Here is a 21,405-nt window from a genome sequence, read left to right on the forward strand (position 1 = left end):
TTAGCTTTCTTCTGGAATACCCATGAACGATGGAACGGATTATCGCGCGATCCTCGCGTCTGATACCCCTTTAATCGACGTTCGCGCGCCGATCGAATTTGCCCAGGGCGCGATGCCCGCCGCCCTGAACCTGCCGTTGATGAATGACGACGAACGCGCCGCCGTGGGCACCTGCTATAAACGCCAGGGTCCGGACGCCGCGCTGGCGCTCGGCCATAGTCTGGTGAACGGCAATACGCGTGAGGCACGCATCAACGCCTGGCGCGAAGCCAGCCTTGCCCATCCTGAGGGCTTTCTCTGCTGCGCGCGCGGCGGCCAGCGCTCACATATCTCCCAGGCCTGGCTAAAAGAGGCGGGTGTCAATTACCCGCTGATCCGCGGCGGCTATAAGGCCCTGCGCCAGACGGCGATCCAGGTGACCATTGAGCAGTCGCAAAAACCGATGGTGCTTATCGGCGGTTGTACCGGAAACGGTAAAACGCTGCTGGTGAAGCAGCACGCGCAGGGAATCGATCTGGAAGGACTGGCGCACCATCGCGGTTCGTCGTTTGGGCGCACGCTGACACCGCAGCTTTCCCAGGCAAGCTTTGAAAACCACCTTGCGGTCGAGCTGCTGAAAAAAGATGCCGCGCGCTGGGTGCTCGAAGATGAAGGTCGGATGATTGGCTCCAACCATCTGCCGGAATGCCTGCGCGATCGCATGGTTGAAGCCCCTATCGTTGTGGTAGAGGATCCGTTTGAAATTCGGCTTGAACGCGTGCGCGAAGAGTATTTCGACCATATGTGGGCCGACTTTTCTGCCGCATACGGCGAGGAAGCGGGCTGGAAAGAATACAGCGAGTACCTGCACCACGGCCTGTTCGCCATTCGCCGCCGTCTGGGGCTGCAGCGGTATGCAGAATTCACCGCACTGTTAGATTCCGCGCTGTCAGAACAGCAACGCTCTGGCAGCACGGACGCGCACTTCAGCTGGCTTGCGCCGCTGCTGAAGGATTATTACGACCCGATGTATGGCTATCAGCTGGAGAAGAAAGCGGAGAAGATTGTGTATCGCGGGACGTTCGAAGAAATTGCTGAGTGGCTTGATCGCTGAAAAATAAAGCCGGGTGGCGGCTACGCCTTTCCCGGCTTACCTGTGCTTTTGTCGCCCCGGTAAGCGCAGCGCCACCGGGGAACAGACGACTTAGAAGTCGTAACGCAGACGCACCAGGTTCATGTCGCCCAGGTCGTCGGTGCTGGAGGTGAACACGTGTTCGTAATCCACGCGGAAACCGTAATCCAGCTGGAAGCTGATACCCACGCCGTTGTCGATGCGCTGGTAGTTACGGCCGTTCACGTACTCAATACGGTCGCCCATGAAGTAAGGCTGGATGGATTTAACCGCGTACTGACCGATTGGGAATTTGTACCCTGCGAAGTATTCAATACCCCACGCATCACCCGCAAAGTAGTCGTTAACAGACACTTTTTTGGTGGTCAGGAAGTTCTGATACCAGCCGCCGCCTGCGGAGAAGGTCCAGTTATCCGGCGTCCAGCTCAGCGCGGTACCGAGGATGTTCTGGTCGTAGGTTTTGCTGTCGCCGTTGTCCGGGTTACGCATATCCGCACGGGTATAGTTCCACGCGGCGCCCCAGGTCAGATCGGTGGTCAGGTGGTAATCCACACCCAGTGAACCGCCGCCTTTACGCTTGTAGCGCAGGCCATTGCCCGGCAGGTATTCGCTGTCTTCAAACAGGTAGGATGCATAGATATCGGCATCGCCCACGGTTTTCTTATATTTCAGCATCTGGCGTGAACGATAAGAACCGTCGTAGTCGCCGTTGATCCCGTTACCTGGTGCCTGACCAATCATGTCGTAGTCCCAGATATCGGTTTTCGCGCCAACCACATCATAGTAAACGCTGTTCTGTTGACCGAAGGTCAGCGTACCCCAGGTACCACTCTTCAGACCGGTGTAAAGCATACGACGCGTGGTGTCGTGTGCACCTTCGGCATAGTGGTTATCCCAGTTGAACAGCGCAGGGATGTTCACACCCAGCTCGTAGTAGCTGATCCAGCTGATGTCATCAAACAGGTAGTAATCTGCTGCGAAACGGAAACGGGTGCCGCCGTCAAAGCCGTTACGCTTGTAGGAACCTTTGTCGCCGTCACCGGTCATCATGTTGAACTGCGGACGGATACTGCCGCCCACGGTGAAATTCAGGCGGCTCAGCGGATCGCCCGCCTGAGGATCCTGTTTAAGAACGGTGATTTCCGCCTGAGATGCGAAGGTCGTTAATGCCACTGCCGCGCCGATCGTTACCGCCAGCGCTGATTTTTTTATAGTCATTATTTTTCCTTAATAGACACGCTGCTAAATATTTAGCGAGTGAATATTAACTGGAAATAATCGGGCTGTGTGGACGGGTTTTTAATGTTTTGTGCTACTAAATGAGTGGGTATTATCACTTTGTGCTATTTAAACATTGCGCGCCGGCATTAAAACCCGGCGCGTAATTATCACTCTGGTAAATCAATTCGCAAACTGACGGAACAGGGCTTTGCCCTTTAACAGCCGCGTGCCGAGCCAGCCTCCGCAAAGAGAAAGCAGCACCGCGCCGCACAGAGGCAGTATCAACCAAAGGCGCCAGTCAGGCTCCCACGGGAAGTCGAACACTTTTGTCTGCAACACCGCCAGCGCCGTCTCTGCGCCAACGGCCGCCACCAGACCGGCCACCAGCCCCAGCAGCGCGAACTCGCTCCAGAGCGTCATCCGCAGCAGCCGCTTACCGGCCCCCAGCGTGCGGTAGACCACCAGTTCCTGATGCCGCTGGCGCATACCCACCTGCACCTGGGCCAGCAGCAACAATACGCCGCAAATCGTCACCAGCACCACCATCACCTCCAGCGCGCGGCTCACCTGCTCCAGCACCTGACCGACCTGCTTCAGGATCGCGCCGATGTCCAGCAGGCTGACCGTCGGGAATTCCCGGTTAAGCTGGGTCAACATACCGTTGCCGTTTTCCCAGCGGAAGCTGGTCAGCCAGCTCTGCGGCTGCCCGTCCAGCGCGCCGGGCGGGAAGATAAAGAAGAAGTTCGGCCGCAGGCTTTCCCAGTCCACTTTACGCAAGCTGGTAACTTTCGCGGTAAAATCCTGGGTATCGCCGGTAAAAGTGACGCTGTCTCCCGGCTTCACGTTCAGGCGCGTCGCCAGCCCCTCTTCCATCGACACCTCTCCCGCTTTCGGCGGCCAGGTGCCGGCGGTAATCGGGTTGTGATCCGGGCGTTTCTCCTGCCAGGTCAGGTTGAGCTCGCGGTTAAGCGACTCGTCCTTGCTTCCCTCCGTTGGCTGGCCGTTGATCTGCGTCAGACGCGCGCGAACGATGGGATAGAACGACTCCGGGATAATATGGTGCTCAGACAGGAAGCCCTTCAGCGGCGTGACCTGCTCAGGGGCGATATTGATCAGGAAATAGTTCGGGCTTTCCGGCGGCAACTGCTGCTGCCAGCGGTCGAGCAGATCGCCGCGCAGCACCAGCAGCAGGGCCAGCAACATAAACGACAGCGAAAAGGCCGAAAGCTGGCTCAGCGTAGACCAGGGCTGATGCAGCAGACGGTTGACGGCCAGGCGCACCGGAAGCGATTTTACCGTCAGTCGTTTCAGGACGTTGAGCAGTATCCAGCCCAGCACGCCGCACAGCAGCGCCAGCACAACCGCTCCGGCCAGCACCGCCCACAGCAGCGTACTGCCCCCCATCAGCCAGGCCAGCAGCCCCACCGCCACCGCCATAATCACCGGAAGGTAGAACTTCAGCGGCCAGACGTTGGCCACCACATCGTTGCGGAGCACGCGCAGCGGCTGCGTGGCGAGCAGCAGACGGTAGGGTCGTAGCCCCACCAGCACCGAGATCACCGTCATCGCGCCCATCGCCCACAGCCACGGCCAGAAGCTGGCCGGCGGCAATGCGGCCGGGAGCACCGGTTTCAGCATCACCATCAGCAGTTTTTCAAACAGCAGCCCCATTATCCCGCCGGTCAGCGCGGACAGGATCAGCAGCATTAGCCACTGGCCGACAATCAGCTTACGCAGCTGAGCTCTGCCCGCCCCCAGGGTTTTGAGGATTGCCACCAGGTCGTAGCGGCTGCGGCAGTAGTGCCCCATCGCCACGGCCACCGCCGCCACTGCCAGCAGCAGGGTTAACAGTGCCGACAGCAGCAGGAACTGCTGAGAACGCTCCAGAGATTTACCGAGCGCCCCCTCATCCTGCTCCAGCCCGTACCAGCGGTGCTCAGGTTTTAACTGCGGCAGAAGCCATTTTTCATAGGCATCAAGCTGGGCAGGCGTGCCGCCAAACTTATAGCGCCAGGTGACGCGGCTGCCCGGCTGTACCGCATGGGTTGCCGCGACATCCGCGGTGTTCATCAGCAGGCGTGGCGCAAGCTGGAAGGGATTAAAGCCGGAATCGGGCTCCTGCACCACTTCCCCGGCGATTTTCAGCGTGGCATCGCCCACGTCGATACTGTCGCCGGTTTTCAGATTCAGGAGCGCCATCAGCCGCGGGGCCAGTAGCACCGTGCCGGGCTCTGGCTTCAGCCCGGGCGGGCTGGTCTGCAGTTCACCGTACATCGGGTAGATGTCATCGACGGCTTTGACGCTCGCCAGCTGCGGCGTGTCGCCCGCGAAGGTCATCGTCTGGAAGGTAATCTGCTCTCCCACCTTCAGCCCCAGCGTGCGCGCCTCGTCAATCCAGCCCGGAGCAACGGCGCGCGAGCTTTGCAGCGCCCGGTCTCCCGCCATAAACTCCCGGCTCTGCTGGCTAAGCCCTTTTTCCATACGGTCGCTGACGCTGCCGAGCGCCAGCACGCAGGCCACCGCCAGGCTTAACGCCAGCCAGACAATCAGCAGCGAGGGCGAACGCCACTCGCGCCAGAACCAGCGGGTAATCATACCTCCTCCTGAAGCATACCGTTCACCAGCCGCAGGCGACGGTCACAGCGGGCGGCAAGCTGCGGATCGTGGGTCACGAGGATCAGCGTGGTGCCGTGCTCGCGGTTGAGCGAAAACAGCAGGTCCGCAATTCGGTCTCCGGTTTTACGGTCAAGGTTACCGGTGGGCTCATCGGCAAACAGCACTTCCGGGCGGCCGTTAAACGCCCGCGCCAGGGCCACGCGCTGCTGCTCACCGCCTGATAGCTGCGCGGGAAGATGGTCGAGACGTTTCCCCAGGCCGAGCTGTTCCAGCAGCGCCTTCGCGTGAGCGCGGCTTTCACAGCTATTTTCACCGCGCAGAAGCGCCGGAAGTTCGACGTTTTCCAGCGCGTTCAGGGTCGGGATCAGCATAAAGGACTGAAAGACAAAACCAACGTGACGCGCGCGCAGCGCGGCCCGCGCCTCTTCATCAAGCTGATGCAGCGGTTGCCCGACAAGGTGGACTTCACCGCTGCTGCCGTCGTCCAGACCGGCCAAAATCGCCAGCAGCGTGGACTTACCGGAACCGGATTCGCCGATCAGCGCGATGGTTTCGGCGCGTTTGACAACGAGTTCAACTCCAGTAAGGATGGAAAGCTCGTGTTCCCCCTGACCGACGGACTTCTTAAGATGATGAACTTCAACACTGTTTTCCGCTGGCATTTGCCCTTCCTGTTTTTGATTCTGATGACCTTCCGCGCGGCGGCAGCGGACACGTTACTGGTTCTTGGCGACAGCCTGAGCGCGGGCTATCGCATGGCGGCCAGCGCGGCCTGGCCCGCCCTGCTCAATGACAAATGGCAGAGCAAGACGTCTGTAATCAACGCCAGCATCAGCGGCGATACCTCTCAGCAAGGTTTATCGCGCCTGCCTGCGCTACTCAAACAGCATCAGCCGCGCTGGGTGCTGGTTGAGCTTGGCGGTAATGACGGTCTGCGCGGTTTTCAGCCTCAGCAAACGGAGCAAACGCTGCGCACCATTTTGCAGGACATCAGGGCGGCCAACGCCCAGCCGCTGCTGATGCAAATTCGCCTGCCCGCCAACTACGGTCGTCGGTATAATGAGACCTTTAGCGCGATCTACCCTAAGCTTGCCAAAGAGTTTGATATTCCGCTGCTGCCATTTTTCATGGAAGAGGTTTATCTCAAACCCCAATGGATGCAAGACGACGGGATCCACCCCAATCGCGATGCTCAGCCGTTTATTGCCGACTGGATGGCAACGCGGCTGGCTCCTTTAGTTAACCATGACTCCTGATTAAGCGGAGATCCTGACAGGTAAAGTTATGCAAAAATCGGTCTTAATTACAGGATGTTCCAGTGGAATCGGCCTTGAAAGCGCGCTTGAATTAAAGCGCCAGGGATTTCGGGTGCTGGCGGCCTGCCGCAAACCCGACGATGTCGAACGCATGAACGGGCTGGGCTTGACCGGCGTGCTGCTCGATATGGACTCGCCGGAGAGCGTTGAGCGCGCCGCCGATGAGGTCATCGCGCTGACCGACAATCGTCTGTACGGACTCTTTAACAATGCCGGTTACGGCGTGTATGGTCCGCTGGATACGCTCTCCCGCGAAACGCTGGAGAAGCAGTTTTCGACCAACTTCTTCGGCGTACATCAGCTCACCATGCGTCTGCTCCCCGCGATGCTGCCGCACGGTGAAGGGCGCATCGTGATGACATCGTCGGTGATGGGGCTGATATCAACCCCAGGCCGCGGCGCCTACGCCGCCAGCAAATATGCACTGGAGGCCTGGTCCGACGCCCTGCGCATGGAGCTGCGCCACAGCGGCATTAAGGTCAGCCTGATTGAACCCGGCCCGATCCGCACCCGCTTTACCGATAACGTGAACCAGACGCAGGCGGATAAACCGGTCGAGAACCCCGGCATTGCCGCACGTTTTACCCTCGGGCCCGAAGCGGTTGTCGCCAAAGTGCGCCATGCTTTTGAGAGTGAACATCCCAAAATGCGCTATCCGGTGACGCTGGTCACCCACGCCGTAGGCTGGTTAAAACGCCTGCTGCCGGGCCGGATAATGGACAAAATTTTACACGGTTGAGTTGAAGCGACGTCGCGCATCCCCATGTAAAGAACAAACCGACAAAAGAGAAAGCCGCATGTCCGTACAGAATATCGTCAATATTACTGAAGCAAACCTGCAACAGACCCTTGAACAGTCGATGACCAAACCGGTGCTGTTCTACTTCTGGTCTGAGCGCAGCCAACACTGTCTGCAGCTGACGCCGATGCTGGAAAGCCTTGCCGCCCAGTACAATGGTCAGTTCATTCTCGCCAAACTGGACTGTGACGCAGAGCCGATGGTCGCGTCTCAGTTTGGTCTGCGCGCCATTCCTACCGTTTATCTGTTCCAGAACGGTCAGCCTGTTGATGGCTTCCAGGGGCCGCAGCCGGAAGAGGCTATCCGTGCCCTGCTGGATAAAGTGCTGCCGCGCGAAGAAGAGCTGAAAGCGCAGGAAGGCATGGCGCTGATGCAGGAAGGCAAATATGACGAGGCGCTGCCGCTGCTCAAAGACGCGTGGCAGCTGTCAAATCAGAACAGCCAGATTGGCCTGCTGCTGGCGGAAACGCAGATCGCCCTGCACCGTTCAGAAGACGCGGAAGCCGTACTCAAAACCGTACCGCTGCAGGACCAGGACACCCGTTATCAGGGCCTGGTGGCGCAGATTGAACTGCTGAAACAGGCCGCGGACACCCCGGAGATTCAGCAGTTGCAGCAGCAGGTTGCTGACAACCCGGCCGATGCGGGCCTGGCAAGCCAGCTGGCGCTGCAGTTGCATCAGGTGGGGCGTAACGAAGAGGCGCTTGAGCTGCTGTTCAGCCATCTGCAAAAAGACCTCGCTGCCGCAGACGGCCAGGCGCGCAAGATGTTCCAGGAGATCCTGGCCGCGCTGGGCACCGGAGACGCGCTGGCGTCGAAGTACCGTCGTCAGCTGTACGCACTGCTGTATTGATAAAAAAAAGCCCGGTGGCGGCTTCGCCTTACCGGGCCTACAAAAGCCGATATTACCCCGTCTTTTTCAACTGCGTCACCACCAGCTGGTGGCGCGCGTTGTAGAACTTCCGATAGGTCAGGTAACAGGCAATGATGGTTGACAGGCTTGCCGTGGAAAGCAGCATAAACGTCACCATGATCTGATACTTAATCGCTTTTACCGGATCGATACCGGCAAAAATCAGTCCCGACATCATGCCCGGCAGGCTCACCAGCCCAACCGTTTTGGCTGAATCCACCGTCGGGATCAGCGATGAACGAATGCTCTCACGAATCAGCCGCGCCGAGGCCACTTTAGGCGTCGCCCCCAGGCTTAATTTCTCCTGCAGCTGCTGCTGTTCACTGCTGAAACGCTGGCCAAGGTTGTTATAACACAGCCCAACGGCCACCATGGCGTTCCCCGCAATCATCCCGGAGATAGGAATAACCTGCATCGGCGTAAACTCAATCGAGCCGGAGAGCACCAGCACCGCCAGCGTGAGCGCCGTCCCGGTGGTAATCGCGATAAACGATGAGATAAACGCCTTATCAATGTATTTACTGCGTTTTTGCGCATTCCACGCCGCATTAAAGCAGATAAAGAGCACCATCAGCAGCGTCAGGACCGCGTGGTTGACGTTGAAAATATACTTCAGCACATAGCCGACGATGATGAGCTGAATCACCGCGCGGCAGATACTCCACACAATATCTTTTTCCAGCCCCAGCTTTTCGCGGTAGCTGACCACAATCGCAATCAGCACCAGCACCATCGAAAACGCCAGAGATTCGTTCGTAATATTATGCTCACCCACGGTTTGCCTCCTGCATTTTTCCGCCGTGCGGCTGGAGCGTAATTACGTCATCCGCATGGGTAATTTCGTTGGCGTCGTGCGTCACCCACAGCACGGCAATATTCTGCTCGCGGACGTAACGATGAATAATCTCGTTAACGTTGCGTTTGTTGGCGTCATCGAGCGCGCTGGTGATTTCGTCCAGCAACAATACCTTCGGTAAAAACTGCAGGTTGCGGATCAGCGAGACGCGCTGCTTTTCTCCACCCGACAGCGCATTGATGGATTTGGTCAGCGTCTCCTGCGCCAGGCCAAAGCGGGCCAGATCGTTGATAAATTTTTCCGGTTCCGGCGTTTTTTGACGGATTTGCCACGGGAAAATCAGGTTGTCATAGACCGTATCGCCAAAAAGCACGGGTGTTTGCACACAATACGAAACCTGCTGGCGATAGCTTTCCGGTGAAAGTGACGCAATATCGTGACCTTCAAACAGAATGGTGCCCTCTGTGGGGCTGAGCAAGGAGGCCACAATCTTCAGCAACGTGCTTTTACCGCAGCCTGAGGGGCCCGTTATTAATTTAAACTCGCCCGGCGACAGGCAAAACCCGACGTGCTGAAGGATGGCGTTGTCCCCGACACGAAACCCGACATCCCTGAGATGTAATACGTTTTTTTTATCGTTCATTGCGCTTTCGTTAACCGCTTTTTGTCATAACCGTCTGTAGCATAATCCTTTCGTCCGTACAGAGCGAATAGCCTCACGCTAAAGCAAGTGTTAAACTTTTTGTTTGTCATTTGTCATCACCATCACTACAGGAAGTATGCAACATGGCACATATCTTTTATGAGTTCCCTTCCCTGAAGCCTGGTGTTCCTGATGTCGAAACATTAATGGAAGTCATCAAATCTTCGGAACTCACACGTTTTGTCATTGGTGCAGAGGTGGTCGATTTTGTTAAGAAGGCGCTCATCGTGAACACCACGATCGGCAGTTTCAAAAATTGCTATTTCGCCTTCGACAACGGGACGCACTTCCTGGAATTTGACGGCAAAGGAAAATCAAAACGTTTCAATGAGGTGCCCGACTGGTTCGTCTCCCCGGCTGAATTTTCTCGCACCCAGTGGCTCATCAACCACGACCTTGCGGAAGTGAAAGCGACCCAGTTCATTGACGTTTTGATGTCCTACCCGCTGAAAGCCCGCCGCGCACACTGCAATTTGCTATTCGGGCTGGAGCTGGAAAAGGTGAATGCGGTTCCGGCCGCAGCGTCAAAAGCGGGCAAAATTGGCAATAAAAACGGTAAAACCACCAAGCCCCGCGTCACCGATCTGGGATCGTTCGAGCTGTTCAGCCAGTTTTTTGCACGCATGAAAACCGCCGTGCTGGCCGATGAGTTTCCCACCCTGCAGGTCCTGACGGGAATGGATAACCTGGCAAAAGCACCGCACAGCTTAAAGCAGGGTATCCGAACGTGGTTCAAAGCCATCGCGGGCGACCTTCCCCCCAATAACAAGCGCGTTGAGGCGGGGAATGCCGTTCTGTTCTGCGCCCCAATCCGCGAACAAATCCAGCATATCGAAGCGCTGGGGCTGGAGAAGTACTACCAGGGATTATCCAAAGCCATCGCGAAGGCGGGTGATGGATTCATCTCTGACTTTACCTATACTTACGAGCAATAAACACACACTTTCACTCATCACAGCATGCAAAACAGGAGGTTTTTATGCTTATCGTTATTCCTGTCCTTATTTTCGTTGCGCTGGTTATTGTGGGCGCAGGCGTCAAAATTGTCCCACAGGGTTATCAGTGGACCGTCGAGCGTTTCGGTCGTTACACCAACACGCTCCAGCCTGGCTTAAGCCTGATTGTCCCGTTCATGGACCGGATTGGTCGCAAGATCAACATGATGGAACAGGTACTGGATATCCCGTCTCAGGAGATCATCTCCAAAGATAACGCCAACGTCACCATTGATGCCGTCTGCTTTATTCAGGTGATTGATGCGCCTAAAGCGGCCTATGAGGTGAGCAACCTGGAGCTGGCGATCGTTAACCTGACGATGACCAACATCCGTACCGTGCTGGGCTCTATGGAGCTGGACGAGATGCTTTCCCAGCGCGACAGCATCAATACGCGCCTGCTGCACATTGTCGATGAGGCGACGAACCCGTGGGGGATCAAAGTCACCCGTATTGAGATCCGCGACGTGCGCCCGCCGGCGGAGCTGATTGCCTCCATGAACGCGCAGATGAAGGCCGAGCGAACCAAGCGTGCCTACATTCTGGAAGCCGAAGGGGTACGTCAGGCTGAGATCCTCAAAGCGGAGGGGGAAAAACAGTCGCAGATCCTGAAAGCGGAAGGCGAGCGTCAGTCTGCATTCTTACAGGCGGAAGCGCGTGAACGTTCAGCCGAGGCAGAAGCCCGTGCCACCCAGATGGTGTCAGAGGCGATTGCCGCTGGTGATATCCAGGCAGTGAACTACTTTGTCGCGCAAAAATATACCGATGCGCTGAAAGAGATCGGCTCCGCGAACAATAGCAAAGTGGTGATGATGCCGCTGGAGGCCAGCAGCCTGATGGGCTCTATCGCCGGTATTGCAGAGCTTATCAAAGACAGCGGAAACGAGCGTAAAAAATGATTGAGCTCATCGTCGCACATCCTCACGCTTTCTGGCTAAGCCTTGGGGGTTTATTGCTGGCCGCTGAGATGCTGGGCGGCAATGGTTACCTGCTCTGGAGCGGTGTCGCCGCGGTCATCACCGGGCTGCTCGTGTGGATTTTGCCGCTTGACTGGGCGTGGCAGGGCGCGTTGTTTGCCGTGCTGACGCTGGTGGCCGCGTGGCTGTGGTGGCGCTGGCTTAACCGACGGGTTAGCGAGCAGAAACCGGTGGACGCGCATCTCAACCAGCGCGGACAACAGATTGTCGGCCAGCGTTTTACGCTCGACGCCGCGCTGGTAAACGGGCGGGGGCATATGCGCGTGGGCGACAGCTCGTGGCCGGTGGTCGCCGACGAGGACCTCAGCGCCGGCACGCGGGTTGAGGTCATTGCGGTGGAAGGCATTACCCTGCGGGTTAAAGCCTGCTAAGCAAAGGCTTTACGATGACAGCAGCCGGCAAGATTCTCGATAATCGGGCAGTCGGCGCTGTCATCCCCCGGACAGGATTCCGCGAGCTGTAGCAGCTGTTTGCGCATCGCCTGCAGCTCGGTGATATGGCGTTCAATCTCGGCCACTTTTTCCAGGGTGCGTTTTTTCACGTCTGCGCTGTGACGCTTCGGATCGTTGAACAGATTAACCAGCTCGCCGCACTCTTCCAGATTAAAACCCACCTGTCTTGCCTGGCGCAGCAGCGTCAGTTCATCCAGATGCAGCTGCGTGTAGCTGCGGTAGCCGTTTTCACTGCGCAGCGGCGGCGTCACCAGCCCCTTCTCTTCATAAAAGCGAATCGCTTTGCTGGTTAAACCGGTTTTTTTTGCCACATCGCTGATATTCACATTTCCCCCTTGACCTTCCCCTTGATGGAAGGTTTAACCTTTATAACAGTTAGTGAAAAGCGTTACTCCGGTCAACAACTGACCAAAATATTATACGGGAGTTTTGTTATGTCTCACACTATTGACCTGACGCTGGACGGCCTTTCCTGCGGCCACTGCGTCAAACGCGTTAAAGAAAGTCTGGAACAGCGTCCTGATGTCGAAAGCGCTGAAGTGAGTATCGATCATGCCGCCGTCACCGGCAGCGCCAGCGCGGATGCGCTGATTGATACCATCAAGCAGGCCGGCTACGGGGCGGAGCTAAGCCACCCAAAGGCTAAACCGCTGGCAGAGTCATCATCCCCGTCGGAAGCGCTGACAGCGGCCACTCCTGAGCTTCCGGCAGCTGATGATATTGATGACAGCCAACAGCTGCTGATCAACGGCATGAGCTGCGCCAGCTGCGTCTCCCGGGTACAAAACGCCTTGCAGGCGGTGCCGGGCGTCGCGCAGGCACGGGTCAACCTCGCGGAGCGCACTGCGCTTGTGATGGGCAGCGCCTCCGCAGCAGATTTAGTGCAGGCCGTTGAAAAAGCGGGCTACGGGGCGGAGGCCATCGAAGATGATGCCGAACGCCGCGAGCGCCAGCAGGAAACGGCTATCGCCACCATGAAGCGCTTCCGCTGGCAGGCGATTGTCGCCCTGCTGGTGGGTATTCCGGTGATGGTGTGGGGGATGATCGGCGACAACATGATGGTCACCGACGACAACCGCACGCTGTGGCTGGTGATTGGCGTCATTACCCTGGGCGTGATGATCTTCGCGGGCGGTCATTTCTATACCAGCGCCTGGAAGAGCCTGAAAAATCGCACCGCGACGATGGATACGCTGGTCGCCCTCGGCACGGGTGCGGCATGGCTGTACTCCATGAGCGTGAACGTCTGGCCCCAGTGGTTCCCGATGGAAGCGCGGCATCTCTATTATGAAGCGAGCGCGATGATTATCGGCCTGATTAACTTAGGCCATATGCTGGAAGCCCGCGCCCGCCAGCGCTCCTCGAAAGCGCTGGAAAGATTGCTCGATTTAACCCCGCCAACCGCGCGCGTGGTCACGAACGAGGGGGAAAAGAGCGTCCCGCTGGCCGAGGTTCAACCCGGTATGACGCTGCGTCTGACCACGGGCGATCGCGTTCCCGTTGACGGTAAGATAACGCAGGGCGAGGCCTGGCTGGATGAAGCAATGCTGACCGGCGAGCCTATCCCCCAGCAGAAATCAGACGGCGACGCCGTTCATGCCGGGACGGTGGTACAGGACGGCAGCGTGCTGTTCACCGCCAGCGCCGTCGGCAGCCACACTACGCTGTCGCGTATTATTCGCATGGTGCGCCAGGCGCAGAGCAGCAAGCCGGAAATTGGCCAGCTCGCCGACAGAATCTCTGCCATTTTTGTGCCGGTGGTGGTCGGCATTGCCCTGCTGAGCGCGGCTATCTGGTACTTTTTCGGCCCCGCACCGCAGATTGTTTACACCCTGGTGATCGCCACCACGGTACTGATCATCGCCTGTCCTTGCGCCCTTGGCCTGGCGACGCCGATGTCGATTATCTCCGGCGTAGGCCGCGCAGCCGAGTTTGGCGTGCTGGTGCGGGATGCGGACGCGCTGCAGCGGGCCAGCACGCTCGACACGCTGGTGTTTGATAAAACCGGCACGCTGACCGAAGGCAAACCGCAGGTGGTGGCCGTCACTACCGCAGGCATCGCGGAAGAGGACGCGCTGCGTCTCGCCGCCGCGCTGGAGCAAGGCTCCAGCCATCCGCTGGCGCGCGCCATCCTCGATAAAGCAAATGCTTCTGCCCTGCCGCAGGTCAGTAACTTCCGTACTCTGCGCGGGCTCGGCGTAAGCGGTGAAGCAGAGGGCCACGCGCTCCTGCTGGGCAACCAGGCATTGCTTAATGAAAATGGTATTGATACCTCCGCGCTGGAAAGCGAGCTGAAAGCGCAGGCGTCGCAAGGTGCCACGCCGGTTCTGCTGGCAGTAGATGGCAAAGCCGCCGCGCTGCTGGCCGTTCGCGATCCGCTGCGCCAGGACAGCGTGGATGCCCTGGCGCGCCTGCACCGCGCGGGCTATCGCCTGGTCATGCTGACCGGGGATAACCCGACCACCGCCAACGCCATCGCGAAAGAAGCCGGAATTGATGAGGTGATTGCGGGCGTACTACCGGACGGTAAAGCAGACTCCATCAAGAAACTGCAAAGTCAGGGTCGTCAGGTGGCGATGGTCGGCGACGGCATCAACGATGCCCCGGCGCTGGCCCAGGCGGATGTGGGGATTGCCATGGGTGGTGGGAGCGACGTGGCCATTGAAACTGCCGCTATTACGCTGATGCGCCATAGCCTGATGGGCGTTGCCGATGCGCTGGCCATTTCGAAAGCCACGTTGCGCAACATGAAGCAGAACCTGCTGGGAGCGTTTATCTATAACTCGCTCGGGATCCCGATTGCTGCCGGCATTTTGTGGCCCCTGACCGGCACGCTGCTGAACCCGGTGGTCGCAGGTGCGGCGATGGCGCTCTCCTCCATTACCGTGGTGAGCAACGCCAACCGGCTGCTGCGCTTTAAACCGAAGGATTGAACCTTATACTCGTACGCGCTAGCATGAACCTTTCCATTCATGGAGCGCGTATGGGTCTGTTTAATCGTATAAAAACATCGTTTCGCGCCCTCTTTCCTCGCCGTTACGCCTGGCCGGGTCTGGATATCTCCCTCCCCGGCGGGCAACACCTGCACCTGGTCGGCAGTATTCATATGGGTACGCAGGATATGTCTCCCCTGCCCCCCGCGCTGGTTAAACTGCTGAAACACGCCGATGCGCTGGTCGTTGAGGCAGACATTTCGGGCCACGAGTCGCCGTTTGCCGGACTGGAGAGCGATCGCTCGCTGGCCGAACGTCTGGATGAAACCCAGCTTGCGGAGCTGACGCGCGTCGCCGATGAAACAGGCGTCTCGCTCTCCATGATTGATACCCTGCCGCTCTGGCAAATTGCGATGGTGCTACAGGCCACGCAGGCGCAACGTCTGGGCCTGCGCGGTGATTACGGCATTGATTACCAGCTGCTGAACGTGGCAAGGGCGCGTAGTCTGCCCATCATCGAGCTGGAAGGGACGGACAGTCAGATTGCGCTCCTGCGACAGCTTCCCGACGACGGCCTTACGTTGCTGGATGATACGCTGACCCACTGGCACACCAACGCGCGCCTGCTCCAGACCATGATTGGCTGGTGGCTGGATGCGCCGCCTGCGGACGGTAAACTGGCCTTACCGTCGACGTTCAGCGAATCGTTATATGATGTGTTGATGAACGCGCGCAACAAAGCCTGGCGGGAAACGCTGCATGCTCTGCCTGCGGGGCATTACGTGGTGGCGGTCGGGGCGTTACATTTGTACGGAGAAGGGAATTTGCCGTCGCTGCTGAAATAAAAAAGTGGCCAATATTTCTATTGGCCCGTCAAAGAGGAATTTCATCGTTTTTATTATGCCGAAGGAGACCTTCGGTTGAGCCGATTGTCGCTCAAAGTGACCATCACTGCCAATACTATTGCGCAAGATGGTGCTATTTTTTAGACAAACGTCAGGCGTATGCTGTTGGCATGATTTGTCTGTCGTAAGAAGGATAGCTATGACTCCCGCCGTTAAATTACTCGAAAAAAACAATATTTCTTTCCGGATCCACACTTACGATCACGATCCGAATGAAACCAACTTTGGTGATGAAGTGGTGCGCAAGCTAGGGCTGAACGCGGACCAGGTGTATAAAACGCTGCTGGTTGCGATGAATGGCGATATGAAACACCTTGCCGTCGCGGTCACCCCGGTAGCGGGACAGTTGGATCTGAAGAAAGTCGCCAAAGCACTGGGGGCGAAGAAGGTGGATATGGCCGATCCGATGGTTGCGCAACGCACCACGGGCTACCTGGTGGGCGGGATCAGCCCTCTCGGGCAGAAAAAACGCCTGCCGACGCTGATTGATGCCCCTTCTCAGGAATTTGAAACCATCTTTATATCCGGTGGCAAACGCGGGCTGGATATTGAGCTGTCCGCGGGCGATCTGGCGAAAATGCTGGACGCGAAATTTGCGGATATAGCGCGCCGGGATTAAAAGAAAAGCCGGGTGGCGGCTACGCCTTACCCGGCCTACATTTTGCGCCCGTAGGCCCGGTAAGCGCAGCGCCACCGGGCAAAAACGCCCCGCACTACTGCCAGCTCACCTCACCTTTCGGCTCATACGCATTCACGTCAATCGGCGAATTCTGCTCGATGAACTGCTTCAGGACTTCCGCATCAATAAAGCCGGTATTCACATAGCCCGGTTTATTATCAATATGCGGATAACCGTCACCGCCGGTGGCGTTAAAACTTAAGGTCGCCAGACGGTAGGTTTTGGCAGGGTCGACCGGTTCGCCTTTGATTTTAAGATCGTTTAGCTTGCCGTCTTTCGCCACAAAGCTGACGTTGGCAAACTGCGGGTAAGCCCCGGAATCCGGCTTCATCTGCGCCACGGCGGTCAGATAGTCAATGACCTCTTTCCCGCTCATGTCTGCATAGACCACCAGGTTACCGAACGGCTGCACCTTCAGGACGTCTTTATAGGTAATGTTTCCGCCTTCGATAGAGTCACGAATGCCGCCGCCGCTCATCACGCCGAAGTCAGCGCCGGTGCGCGCTATTTGCGCCGCCAGCACCAGGTGGCCCATGTTGGTCTGCACGAAGCGAACCTTACTGCGGTCCCCTTCCAGACGCCCGTTCAGCGTGCCGATTTTCACGTCCAGCTGCGCCTTGCCTTTGTTCTGGAACGGCGTCAGCAGGGAGAGCATCTGCTGGTTTTCTGCGATCTCTGGTGTGTAAAGTACGCGCTCACTTTTCCCGTCAGGGTACGTAACCTTCTTCTTCAGGTTGACCGGAATGAGCTGGTAATGGACCAGCTTCATCTCGCCGTTACGGAATTCAAAGTCCGCGCGGCCCACGTATTTGCCCCACTCGTGCGCCTGAACAATCCAGATACCGTTCTGACGGTCTGGCGCGCACGGCGTACCCGGCACGTAATCCACCTGCTTTTTGTTCTCCGAGGCCATACAAACCGGATCTTGTGAGTGACCACCCACAATCATCGCCAGCGAGCCCGCAGGCAGGCTGCGCGCCATCTCCACGTCACCGGGCGCGTTAGAACCGTGCTCACCGTTGTCGTAGTGCCCCATATGGGTGGTGGCGATAATCACGTCCGGCTTCTCGTTTTGCTGCAGCTCCTGAATCACCAGCTTCGCTTCGTCTGCCGGTTTGCGGAATTCGATATCGGTAAAGAACTCGGGGTTGCCGATTTTTGCTGTGTCATCCGTGGTTAAGCCAATCACCGCGATTTTCAGGTCCTGACGCTTGAACAGCGCCCACGGTTTAAACAGGCGCTCGCCGGTACTTTTCTGATAGATATTGGCAGAGAGGAACGGGAATTTTGACCACTTCTCCTGCTGACGCAGCACGCTCAGCGGATTATCGAACTCATGGTTCCCCACGGCCATGGCATCGTAGCCAATCAGGTTCATACCGCGAAAATCGGGTTCAGCGTCCTGTAGGTCGGATTCCGGCACGCCGGTATTGATATCGCCACCCGACAGCAGCAGCACGCTGCCACCTTCGGCGGCAACCTCTTTGCGGATGCCATCCACCAGCGTTTTTTGTGCCGACAGGCCATATTCGCCGTATTCACTGCGCCAGAAGTGACCGTGGTGATCGTTAGTATGCAGAATGGTGATTTTATACGTTTTGTCTTTTTCATACGCCTGCGCGGGCAGGCTTACCAGGCCCCATGCGGCGATGAGCGCCAGCGCGACGCCCCGCTTCATTAACTTCATCTTCTCTCTCCCTGACCAATAGACAAAGGCAAAAATTACAGTGACTAACAAGAATAGACAAATAAGTTTTCATAATTGCGACTTTCTTCAAATGTCCCGGGCGGGTATGTTAGTCGGATAATAATTACACCCTGCATCTCTAATAACTAAAGACGTGGTAATTCTCTCTATGGCAATCAGTGAATCAACCCAGCCTGTTCCGGGCGCGCCGGCGTCTCCGCCAGCATCGCGCACATCCTTTAAAGTATTAGGCGCAATCAGTCTCTCGCACCTGCTCAACGACATGATCCAGTCGTTGATTCTGGCCATTTATCCGCTGCTGCAGTCCGAGTTCTCATTAACCTTCGTGCAGATCGGGATGATCACCCTGACCTTCCAGCTGGCCTCCTCACTGCTGCAGCCGGTGGTGGGCTACTGGACGGACAAATACCCGATGCCGTGGTCGCTACCAATAGGCATGTGCTTTACCTTAAGCGGGCTGGTGCTGCTGGCCATGGCGGGGAGCTTTGAAGCCGTGTTGATTGCCGCCGCGCTGGTGGGCACCGGCTCGTCTGTTTTCCATCCAGAGTCTTCCCGCGTGGCGCGTATGGCCTCTGGCGGTCGTCACGGTCTGGCGCAGTCGCTCTTCCAGGTCGGCGGTAACTTTGGTAGCTCTCTGGGCCCGCTGCTGGCCGCGGTGATTATTGCCCCTTACGGTAAAGGCAACGTGGCATGGTTTGTTCTGGCCGCACTGCTGGCCATTATCGTGCTGGCACAGATCAGCCGCTGGTATGCCGCTCAGCATCGCGTGAATAAAGGTAAACCTAAAGCGAAGGTTATCAATCCCCTTCCGCGCAATAAGGTTATCCTGGCGGTTTCCGTGCTGCTGGTACTGATTTTCTCGAAATACTTCTATATGGCAAGCATCAGCAGCTATTACACCTTTTATCTGATGCAAAAATTCGGATTATCGGTACAGAATGCCCAGATTCACCTGTTTGCCTTCCTGTTCGCGGTTGCGGCCGGTACGGTCATTGGCGGGCCTGTAGGGGATAAGATTGGGCGTAAATATGTCATTTGGGGCTCTATCCTAGGCGTCGCGCCGTTTACCCTTATTTTGCCGTACGCCAGCCTCGAATGGACGGGGATTTTAACCGTGATTATTGGTTTTATCCTCGCATCCGCTTTTTCCGCGATTCTGGTCTATGCCCAGGAGCTGCTGCCTGGACGTATCGGTATGGTTTCCGGGCTCTTTTTCGGTTTCGCCTTCGGTATGGGAGGGCTTGGTGCCGCGGTGTTAGGGATGGTTGCGGATCACACCAGCATCTTCCTGGTTTATAAAATCTGCGCTTTCCTGCCACTTCTTGGGATGTTGACCATATTCCTGCCTGATAACCGCCACAAAGCGTAAATAACAGGTAGCCAAAGTTTAACTTTGGCTACCTGACACCCTGATGCCATAAGGGTTTCTTCTTCCTCCCCTCGCTGAATTTATCAAAATGCGCTTTTTTTGGCGCATATTGCTGTTTTATTCAAACTTCAACAATTATTCATAAACATAAGGGCAAAAATTGTCATAAACTATTACTCAGTTTTTGGTTTTTCACCAAAAAGGAACACCCACAACGAAAGGAGACGGAATGCACCACGCCACACCGCTTATCACCACCATTGTTGGTGGACTTGTGCTCGCTTTTATCCTCGGCATGATTGCTAATAAACTGCGTATTTCTCCTCTTGTCGGCTATCTGTTAGCGGGCGTACTGGCGGGACCGTTTACGCCAGGCTTCGTTGCGGATACCAAACTGGCCCCTGAACTGGCGGAATTAGGCGTGATTCTGCTGATGTTTGGCGTCGGCCTGCATTTCTCCCTGAAGGATTTGATGGCGGTAAAGTCGATTGCCATACCGGGAGCGATCGCCCAGATAGGGGTGGCGACGCTGCTGGGGATGGCACTTTCGGCAGTGCTGGGCTGGTCGTTAATGACCGGCATCGTATTTGGGCTGTGTCTCTCAACCGCCAGTACCGTGGTGCTGCTGCGTGCGCTTGAAGAGAGACAGCTGATAGACAGCCAGCGTGGGCAAATCGCGATAGGCTGGCTGATTGTTGAAGACCTGGTCATGGTGCTGACGCTGGTGCTGCTGCCTGCCGTCGCCGGCATGATGGAAAAAGACAATGTCGGCTTCGCCTCGCTGGCGCTGGATATGAGCATCACCATCGGGAAAGTGGTGGCGTTTATCGCCATCATGATGCTGGTAGGCCGCCGTCTGGTGCCGTGGATCATGTCCCGCAGTGCGGCGACCGGCTCACGCGAGCTGTTTACCCTCTCCGTGCTGGCGCTGGCGCTGGGTATCGCGTTTGGTGCCGTTGAGCTGTTTGATGTCTCCTTTGCCCTGGGCGCGTTCTTCGCCGGGATGGTGCTGAACGAATCCGAGCTAAGCCACCGCGCAGCACACGACACCCTGCCGCTGCGCGACGCCTTCGCCGTGCTGTTCTTCGTCTCCGTCGGAATGCTGTTTGATCCGATGGTCCTGATTCACCAGCCGCTGGCCGTACTGGGCACGCTGGCGATCATTATTTTTGGTAAGTCGCTCGCCGCTTTCCTCCTGGTGCGGATGTTCGGTCACTCCCCGCGTACGGCGCTGACCATCGCCGCCAGCCTGGCGCAGATTGGTGAGTTCGCCTTTATTCTGGCCGGTCTGGGCATGGCCCTGAACCTGCTGCCGCAGGCCGGGCAAAACCTGGTGCTGGCAGGCGCGATCCTGTCGATTATGCTGAACCCGGTGCTGTTTGCCCTGCTGGAAAAATATCTCGATAAAACCGAAACGCTGGAAGAACAGACCCTGGAAGAAGCCATCGAAGAAGAGAAGCAGATCCCGGTGGATATTTGCAATCACGCCCTGCTGGTCGGCTTTGGCCGCGTGGGCAGCCTGCTCGGCGAGAAGCTGATGGCACAGGACATTCCGCTGGTGGTGATTGAAACGTCACGCACCCGCGTCGACGAGCTGCGCGAGCGCGGTATTCGTGCGGTGCTGGGCAATGCGGCGAACGAAGAGATCATGAGCCTGGCGCATCTGGAGTGCGCGCGCTGGCTGCTGCTGACCATACCAAACGGCTATGAAGCGGGTGAGATTGTGGCCTCCGCGCGCGAGAAGTGCCCAAATATTGAGATTATTGCCCGGGCGCATTATGACGACGAAGTGGAGTATATCACCGAGCGCGGTGCGAATAAGGTGGTGATGGGCGAGCGCGAGATTGCGAACACGATGCTGACGCTACTGGAGAAACCGCCGGTTGAAGAGGCGGTGACGGGTTAAAAAAAG

General features: G+C 57.2%; 19 protein-coding genes. 12 read left to right on the forward strand and 7 right to left on the reverse strand.

What is annotated here, in order from left to right:
* Positions 1–22: 22 nt before the first annotated feature.
* Complete coding sequence (gene mnmH / locus E3U32_RS09460) at positions 23–1,093, forward strand: tRNA 2-selenouridine(34) synthase MnmH (RefSeq protein WP_134348573.1); 1,071 nt, start codon at positions 23–25, stop codon at positions 1,091–1,093.
* 90 nt (positions 1,094–1,183) lie between these two features.
* Here mnmH and E3U32_RS09465 read toward each other — a convergent pair whose 3' ends face one another.
* The 3 genes from E3U32_RS09465 to ybbA all read right to left on the reverse strand — a co-directional run bounded on the left by E3U32_RS09465 (position 1,184) and on the right by ybbA (position 5,610).
* Complete coding sequence (locus E3U32_RS09465) at positions 1,184–2,329, reverse strand: porin (RefSeq protein ID WP_134348574.1); 1,146 nt, start codon at positions 2,327–2,329, stop codon at positions 1,184–1,186.
* 183 nt (positions 2,330–2,512) lie between these two features.
* Positions 2,513–4,927, reverse strand: a complete 2,415-nt coding sequence (gene ybbP / locus E3U32_RS09470) for a putative ABC transporter permease subunit YbbP (protein WP_134348575.1) — start codon at positions 4,925–4,927, stop codon at positions 2,513–2,515.
* On the reverse strand, positions 4,924–5,610 hold the full coding sequence (gene ybbA / locus E3U32_RS09475) for a putative ABC transporter ATP-binding protein YbbA (RefSeq protein WP_134348576.1): 687 nt from the start codon (positions 5,608–5,610) through the stop codon (positions 4,924–4,926). Before ybbA ends, ybbP begins: the two co-directional genes overlap by 4 nt.
* On the opposite strand from ybbA, the gene tesA reads away from it, so the two are divergent.
* Genes tesA through E3U32_RS09490 form a run of 3 tightly spaced genes read left to right on the forward strand, consistent with a single transcriptional unit; the run spans position 5,581 to position 7,916 of the window.
* Entirely contained in the window at positions 5,581–6,204 is a 624-nt protein-coding gene (gene tesA, locus E3U32_RS09480; RefSeq protein WP_166790924.1) for a multifunctional acyl-CoA thioesterase I/protease I/lysophospholipase L1, read from the forward strand. The genes ybbA and tesA overlap by 30 nt on opposite strands.
* A gap of 28 nt (positions 6,205–6,232) precedes the next feature.
* Entirely contained in the window at positions 6,233–7,003 is a 771-nt protein-coding gene (locus E3U32_RS09485; RefSeq protein ID WP_134348578.1) for an SDR family oxidoreductase, read from the forward strand.
* 58 nt (positions 7,004–7,061) lie between these two features.
* Positions 7,062–7,916: a co-chaperone YbbN gene (locus tag E3U32_RS09490; RefSeq protein WP_134348579.1), complete on the forward strand. Its 855-nt coding sequence runs from the start codon at positions 7,062–7,064 to the stop codon at positions 7,914–7,916.
* Positions 7,917–7,968: 52 nt separating this feature from the next.
* On the opposite strand, the gene fetB is transcribed toward E3U32_RS09490, so the two are convergent.
* Together fetB and fetA are read right to left on the reverse strand one after the other, a co-directional pair.
* Positions 7,969–8,751 (reverse strand): iron efflux ABC transporter permease subunit FetB, encoded by a 783-nt coding sequence (gene fetB, locus E3U32_RS09495; protein ID WP_039265869.1) that lies wholly within the window; start codon positions 8,749–8,751, stop codon positions 7,969–7,971.
* A complete protein-coding gene (fetA, locus tag E3U32_RS09500) occupies positions 8,744–9,415 on the reverse strand; it encodes an iron efflux ABC transporter ATP-binding subunit FetA (RefSeq protein ID WP_134348580.1) in 672 nt (223 codons plus the stop codon). Before fetA ends, fetB begins: the two co-directional genes overlap by 8 nt.
* A 143-nt stretch (positions 9,416–9,558) precedes the next feature.
* Here fetA and E3U32_RS09505 point away from each other — a divergent pair, with 143 nt between their 5' ends.
* From E3U32_RS09505 to E3U32_RS09515, 3 genes are read left to right on the forward strand one after another with little or no spacing between them, the layout of a single operon-like run.
* Positions 9,559–10,410: a hypothetical protein gene (locus E3U32_RS09505; protein ID WP_134348581.1), complete on the forward strand. Its 852-nt coding sequence runs from the start codon at positions 9,559–9,561 to the stop codon at positions 10,408–10,410.
* Between the two features lie 44 nt (positions 10,411–10,454).
* A complete protein-coding gene (locus tag E3U32_RS09510; protein WP_134348582.1) occupies positions 10,455–11,369 on the forward strand; it encodes an SPFH domain-containing protein in 915 nt (304 codons plus the stop codon).
* Complete coding sequence (locus tag E3U32_RS09515; protein WP_134348583.1) at positions 11,366–11,818, forward strand: NfeD family protein; 453 nt, start codon at positions 11,366–11,368, stop codon at positions 11,816–11,818. Before E3U32_RS09510 ends, E3U32_RS09515 begins: the two co-directional genes overlap by 4 nt.
* Here the strand turns inward: E3U32_RS09515 and cueR are convergent.
* Positions 11,815–12,225, reverse strand: coding sequence for a Cu(I)-responsive transcriptional regulator (gene cueR / locus E3U32_RS09520; protein ID WP_134348584.1), 411 nt, complete (start codon positions 12,223–12,225; stop codon positions 11,815–11,817). The genes E3U32_RS09515 and cueR overlap by 4 nt on opposite strands.
* A 108-nt stretch (positions 12,226–12,333) precedes the next feature.
* On the opposite strand from cueR, the gene copA reads away from it, so the two are divergent.
* The 3 genes from copA to ybaK all read left to right on the forward strand — a co-directional run bounded on the left by copA (position 12,334) and on the right by ybaK (position 16,356).
* Complete coding sequence (gene copA / locus E3U32_RS09525; RefSeq protein WP_134348585.1) at positions 12,334–14,832, forward strand: copper-exporting P-type ATPase CopA; 2,499 nt, start codon at positions 12,334–12,336, stop codon at positions 14,830–14,832.
* 50 nt (positions 14,833–14,882) lie between these two features.
* Positions 14,883–15,677: a TraB/GumN family protein gene (locus E3U32_RS09530; RefSeq protein ID WP_134348586.1), complete on the forward strand. Its 795-nt coding sequence runs from the start codon at positions 14,883–14,885 to the stop codon at positions 15,675–15,677.
* A 199-nt stretch (positions 15,678–15,876) separates the two neighbouring features.
* Positions 15,877–16,356 (forward strand): Cys-tRNA(Pro)/Cys-tRNA(Cys) deacylase YbaK, encoded by a 480-nt coding sequence (gene ybaK / locus E3U32_RS09535; protein WP_134348587.1) that lies wholly within the window; start codon positions 15,877–15,879, stop codon positions 16,354–16,356.
* Between the two features lie 94 nt (positions 16,357–16,450).
* Here the strand turns inward: ybaK and ushA are convergent, their stop codons facing one another.
* Entirely contained in the window at positions 16,451–18,103 is a 1,653-nt protein-coding gene (gene ushA / locus E3U32_RS09540) for a bifunctional UDP-sugar hydrolase/5'-nucleotidase UshA (protein WP_134348588.1), read from the reverse strand.
* Positions 18,104–18,272: 169 nt separating this feature from the next.
* Between ushA and E3U32_RS09545 the strand changes: the two genes are divergently transcribed.
* A complete protein-coding gene (locus E3U32_RS09545; RefSeq protein ID WP_134348589.1) occupies positions 18,273–19,493 on the forward strand; it encodes an MFS transporter in 1,221 nt (406 codons plus the stop codon).
* A 229-nt stretch (positions 19,494–19,722) separates the two neighbouring features.
* On the forward strand, positions 19,723–21,399 hold the full coding sequence (ybaL, locus tag E3U32_RS09550; protein ID WP_134348590.1) for a YbaL family putative K(+) efflux transporter: 1,677 nt from the start codon (positions 19,723–19,725) through the stop codon (positions 21,397–21,399).
* Positions 21,400–21,405 lie beyond the last annotated feature (6 nt).

Source organism: Lelliottia nimipressuralis (assembly GCF_004402045.1).
GTDB classification, from domain to species: domain Bacteria; phylum Pseudomonadota; class Gammaproteobacteria; order Enterobacterales; family Enterobacteriaceae; genus Enterobacter; species Enterobacter chinensis.

Excerpts from the sequence above, each read along its gene's own strand:
- mnmH (WP_134348573.1), top strand. The coding sequence starts at position 23 with ATGAACGATGGAACGGATTATCGCGCGATCCTCGCGTCTGATACCCCT.
- E3U32_RS09465 (WP_134348574.1), bottom strand. The coding sequence starts at position 2,329 with ATGACTATAAAAAAATCAGCGCTGGCGGTAACGATCGGCGCGGCAGTG.
- ybbP (WP_134348575.1), bottom strand. The coding sequence starts at position 4,927 with ATGATTACCCGCTGGTTCTGGCGCGAGTGGCGTTCGCCCTCGCTGCTG.
- tesA (WP_166790924.1), top strand. The coding sequence starts at position 5,581 with ATGAACTTCAACACTGTTTTCCGCTGGCATTTGCCCTTCCTGTTTTTG.
- ybbA (WP_134348576.1), bottom strand. The coding sequence starts at position 5,610 with ATGCCAGCGGAAAACAGTGTTGAAGTTCATCATCTTAAGAAGTCCGTC.
- E3U32_RS09485 (WP_134348578.1), top strand. The coding sequence starts at position 6,233 with ATGCAAAAATCGGTCTTAATTACAGGATGTTCCAGTGGAATCGGCCTT.
- E3U32_RS09490 (WP_134348579.1), top strand. The coding sequence starts at position 7,062 with ATGTCCGTACAGAATATCGTCAATATTACTGAAGCAAACCTGCAACAG.
- fetA (WP_134348580.1), bottom strand. The coding sequence starts at position 9,415 with ATGAACGATAAAAAAAACGTATTACATCTCAGGGATGTCGGGTTTCGT.
- E3U32_RS09505 (WP_134348581.1), top strand. The coding sequence starts at position 9,559 with ATGGCACATATCTTTTATGAGTTCCCTTCCCTGAAGCCTGGTGTTCCT.
- E3U32_RS09510 (WP_134348582.1), top strand. The coding sequence starts at position 10,455 with ATGCTTATCGTTATTCCTGTCCTTATTTTCGTTGCGCTGGTTATTGTG.
- E3U32_RS09515 (WP_134348583.1), top strand. The coding sequence starts at position 11,366 with ATGATTGAGCTCATCGTCGCACATCCTCACGCTTTCTGGCTAAGCCTT.
- copA (WP_134348585.1), top strand. The coding sequence starts at position 12,334 with ATGTCTCACACTATTGACCTGACGCTGGACGGCCTTTCCTGCGGCCAC.
- E3U32_RS09530 (WP_134348586.1), top strand. The coding sequence starts at position 14,883 with ATGGGTCTGTTTAATCGTATAAAAACATCGTTTCGCGCCCTCTTTCCT.
- ybaK (WP_134348587.1), top strand. The coding sequence starts at position 15,877 with ATGACTCCCGCCGTTAAATTACTCGAAAAAAACAATATTTCTTTCCGG.
- ushA (WP_134348588.1), bottom strand. The coding sequence starts at position 18,103 with ATGAAGTTAATGAAGCGGGGCGTCGCGCTGGCGCTCATCGCCGCATGG.
- E3U32_RS09545 (WP_134348589.1), top strand. The coding sequence starts at position 18,273 with ATGGCAATCAGTGAATCAACCCAGCCTGTTCCGGGCGCGCCGGCGTCT.
- ybaL (WP_134348590.1), top strand. The coding sequence starts at position 19,723 with ATGCACCACGCCACACCGCTTATCACCACCATTGTTGGTGGACTTGTG.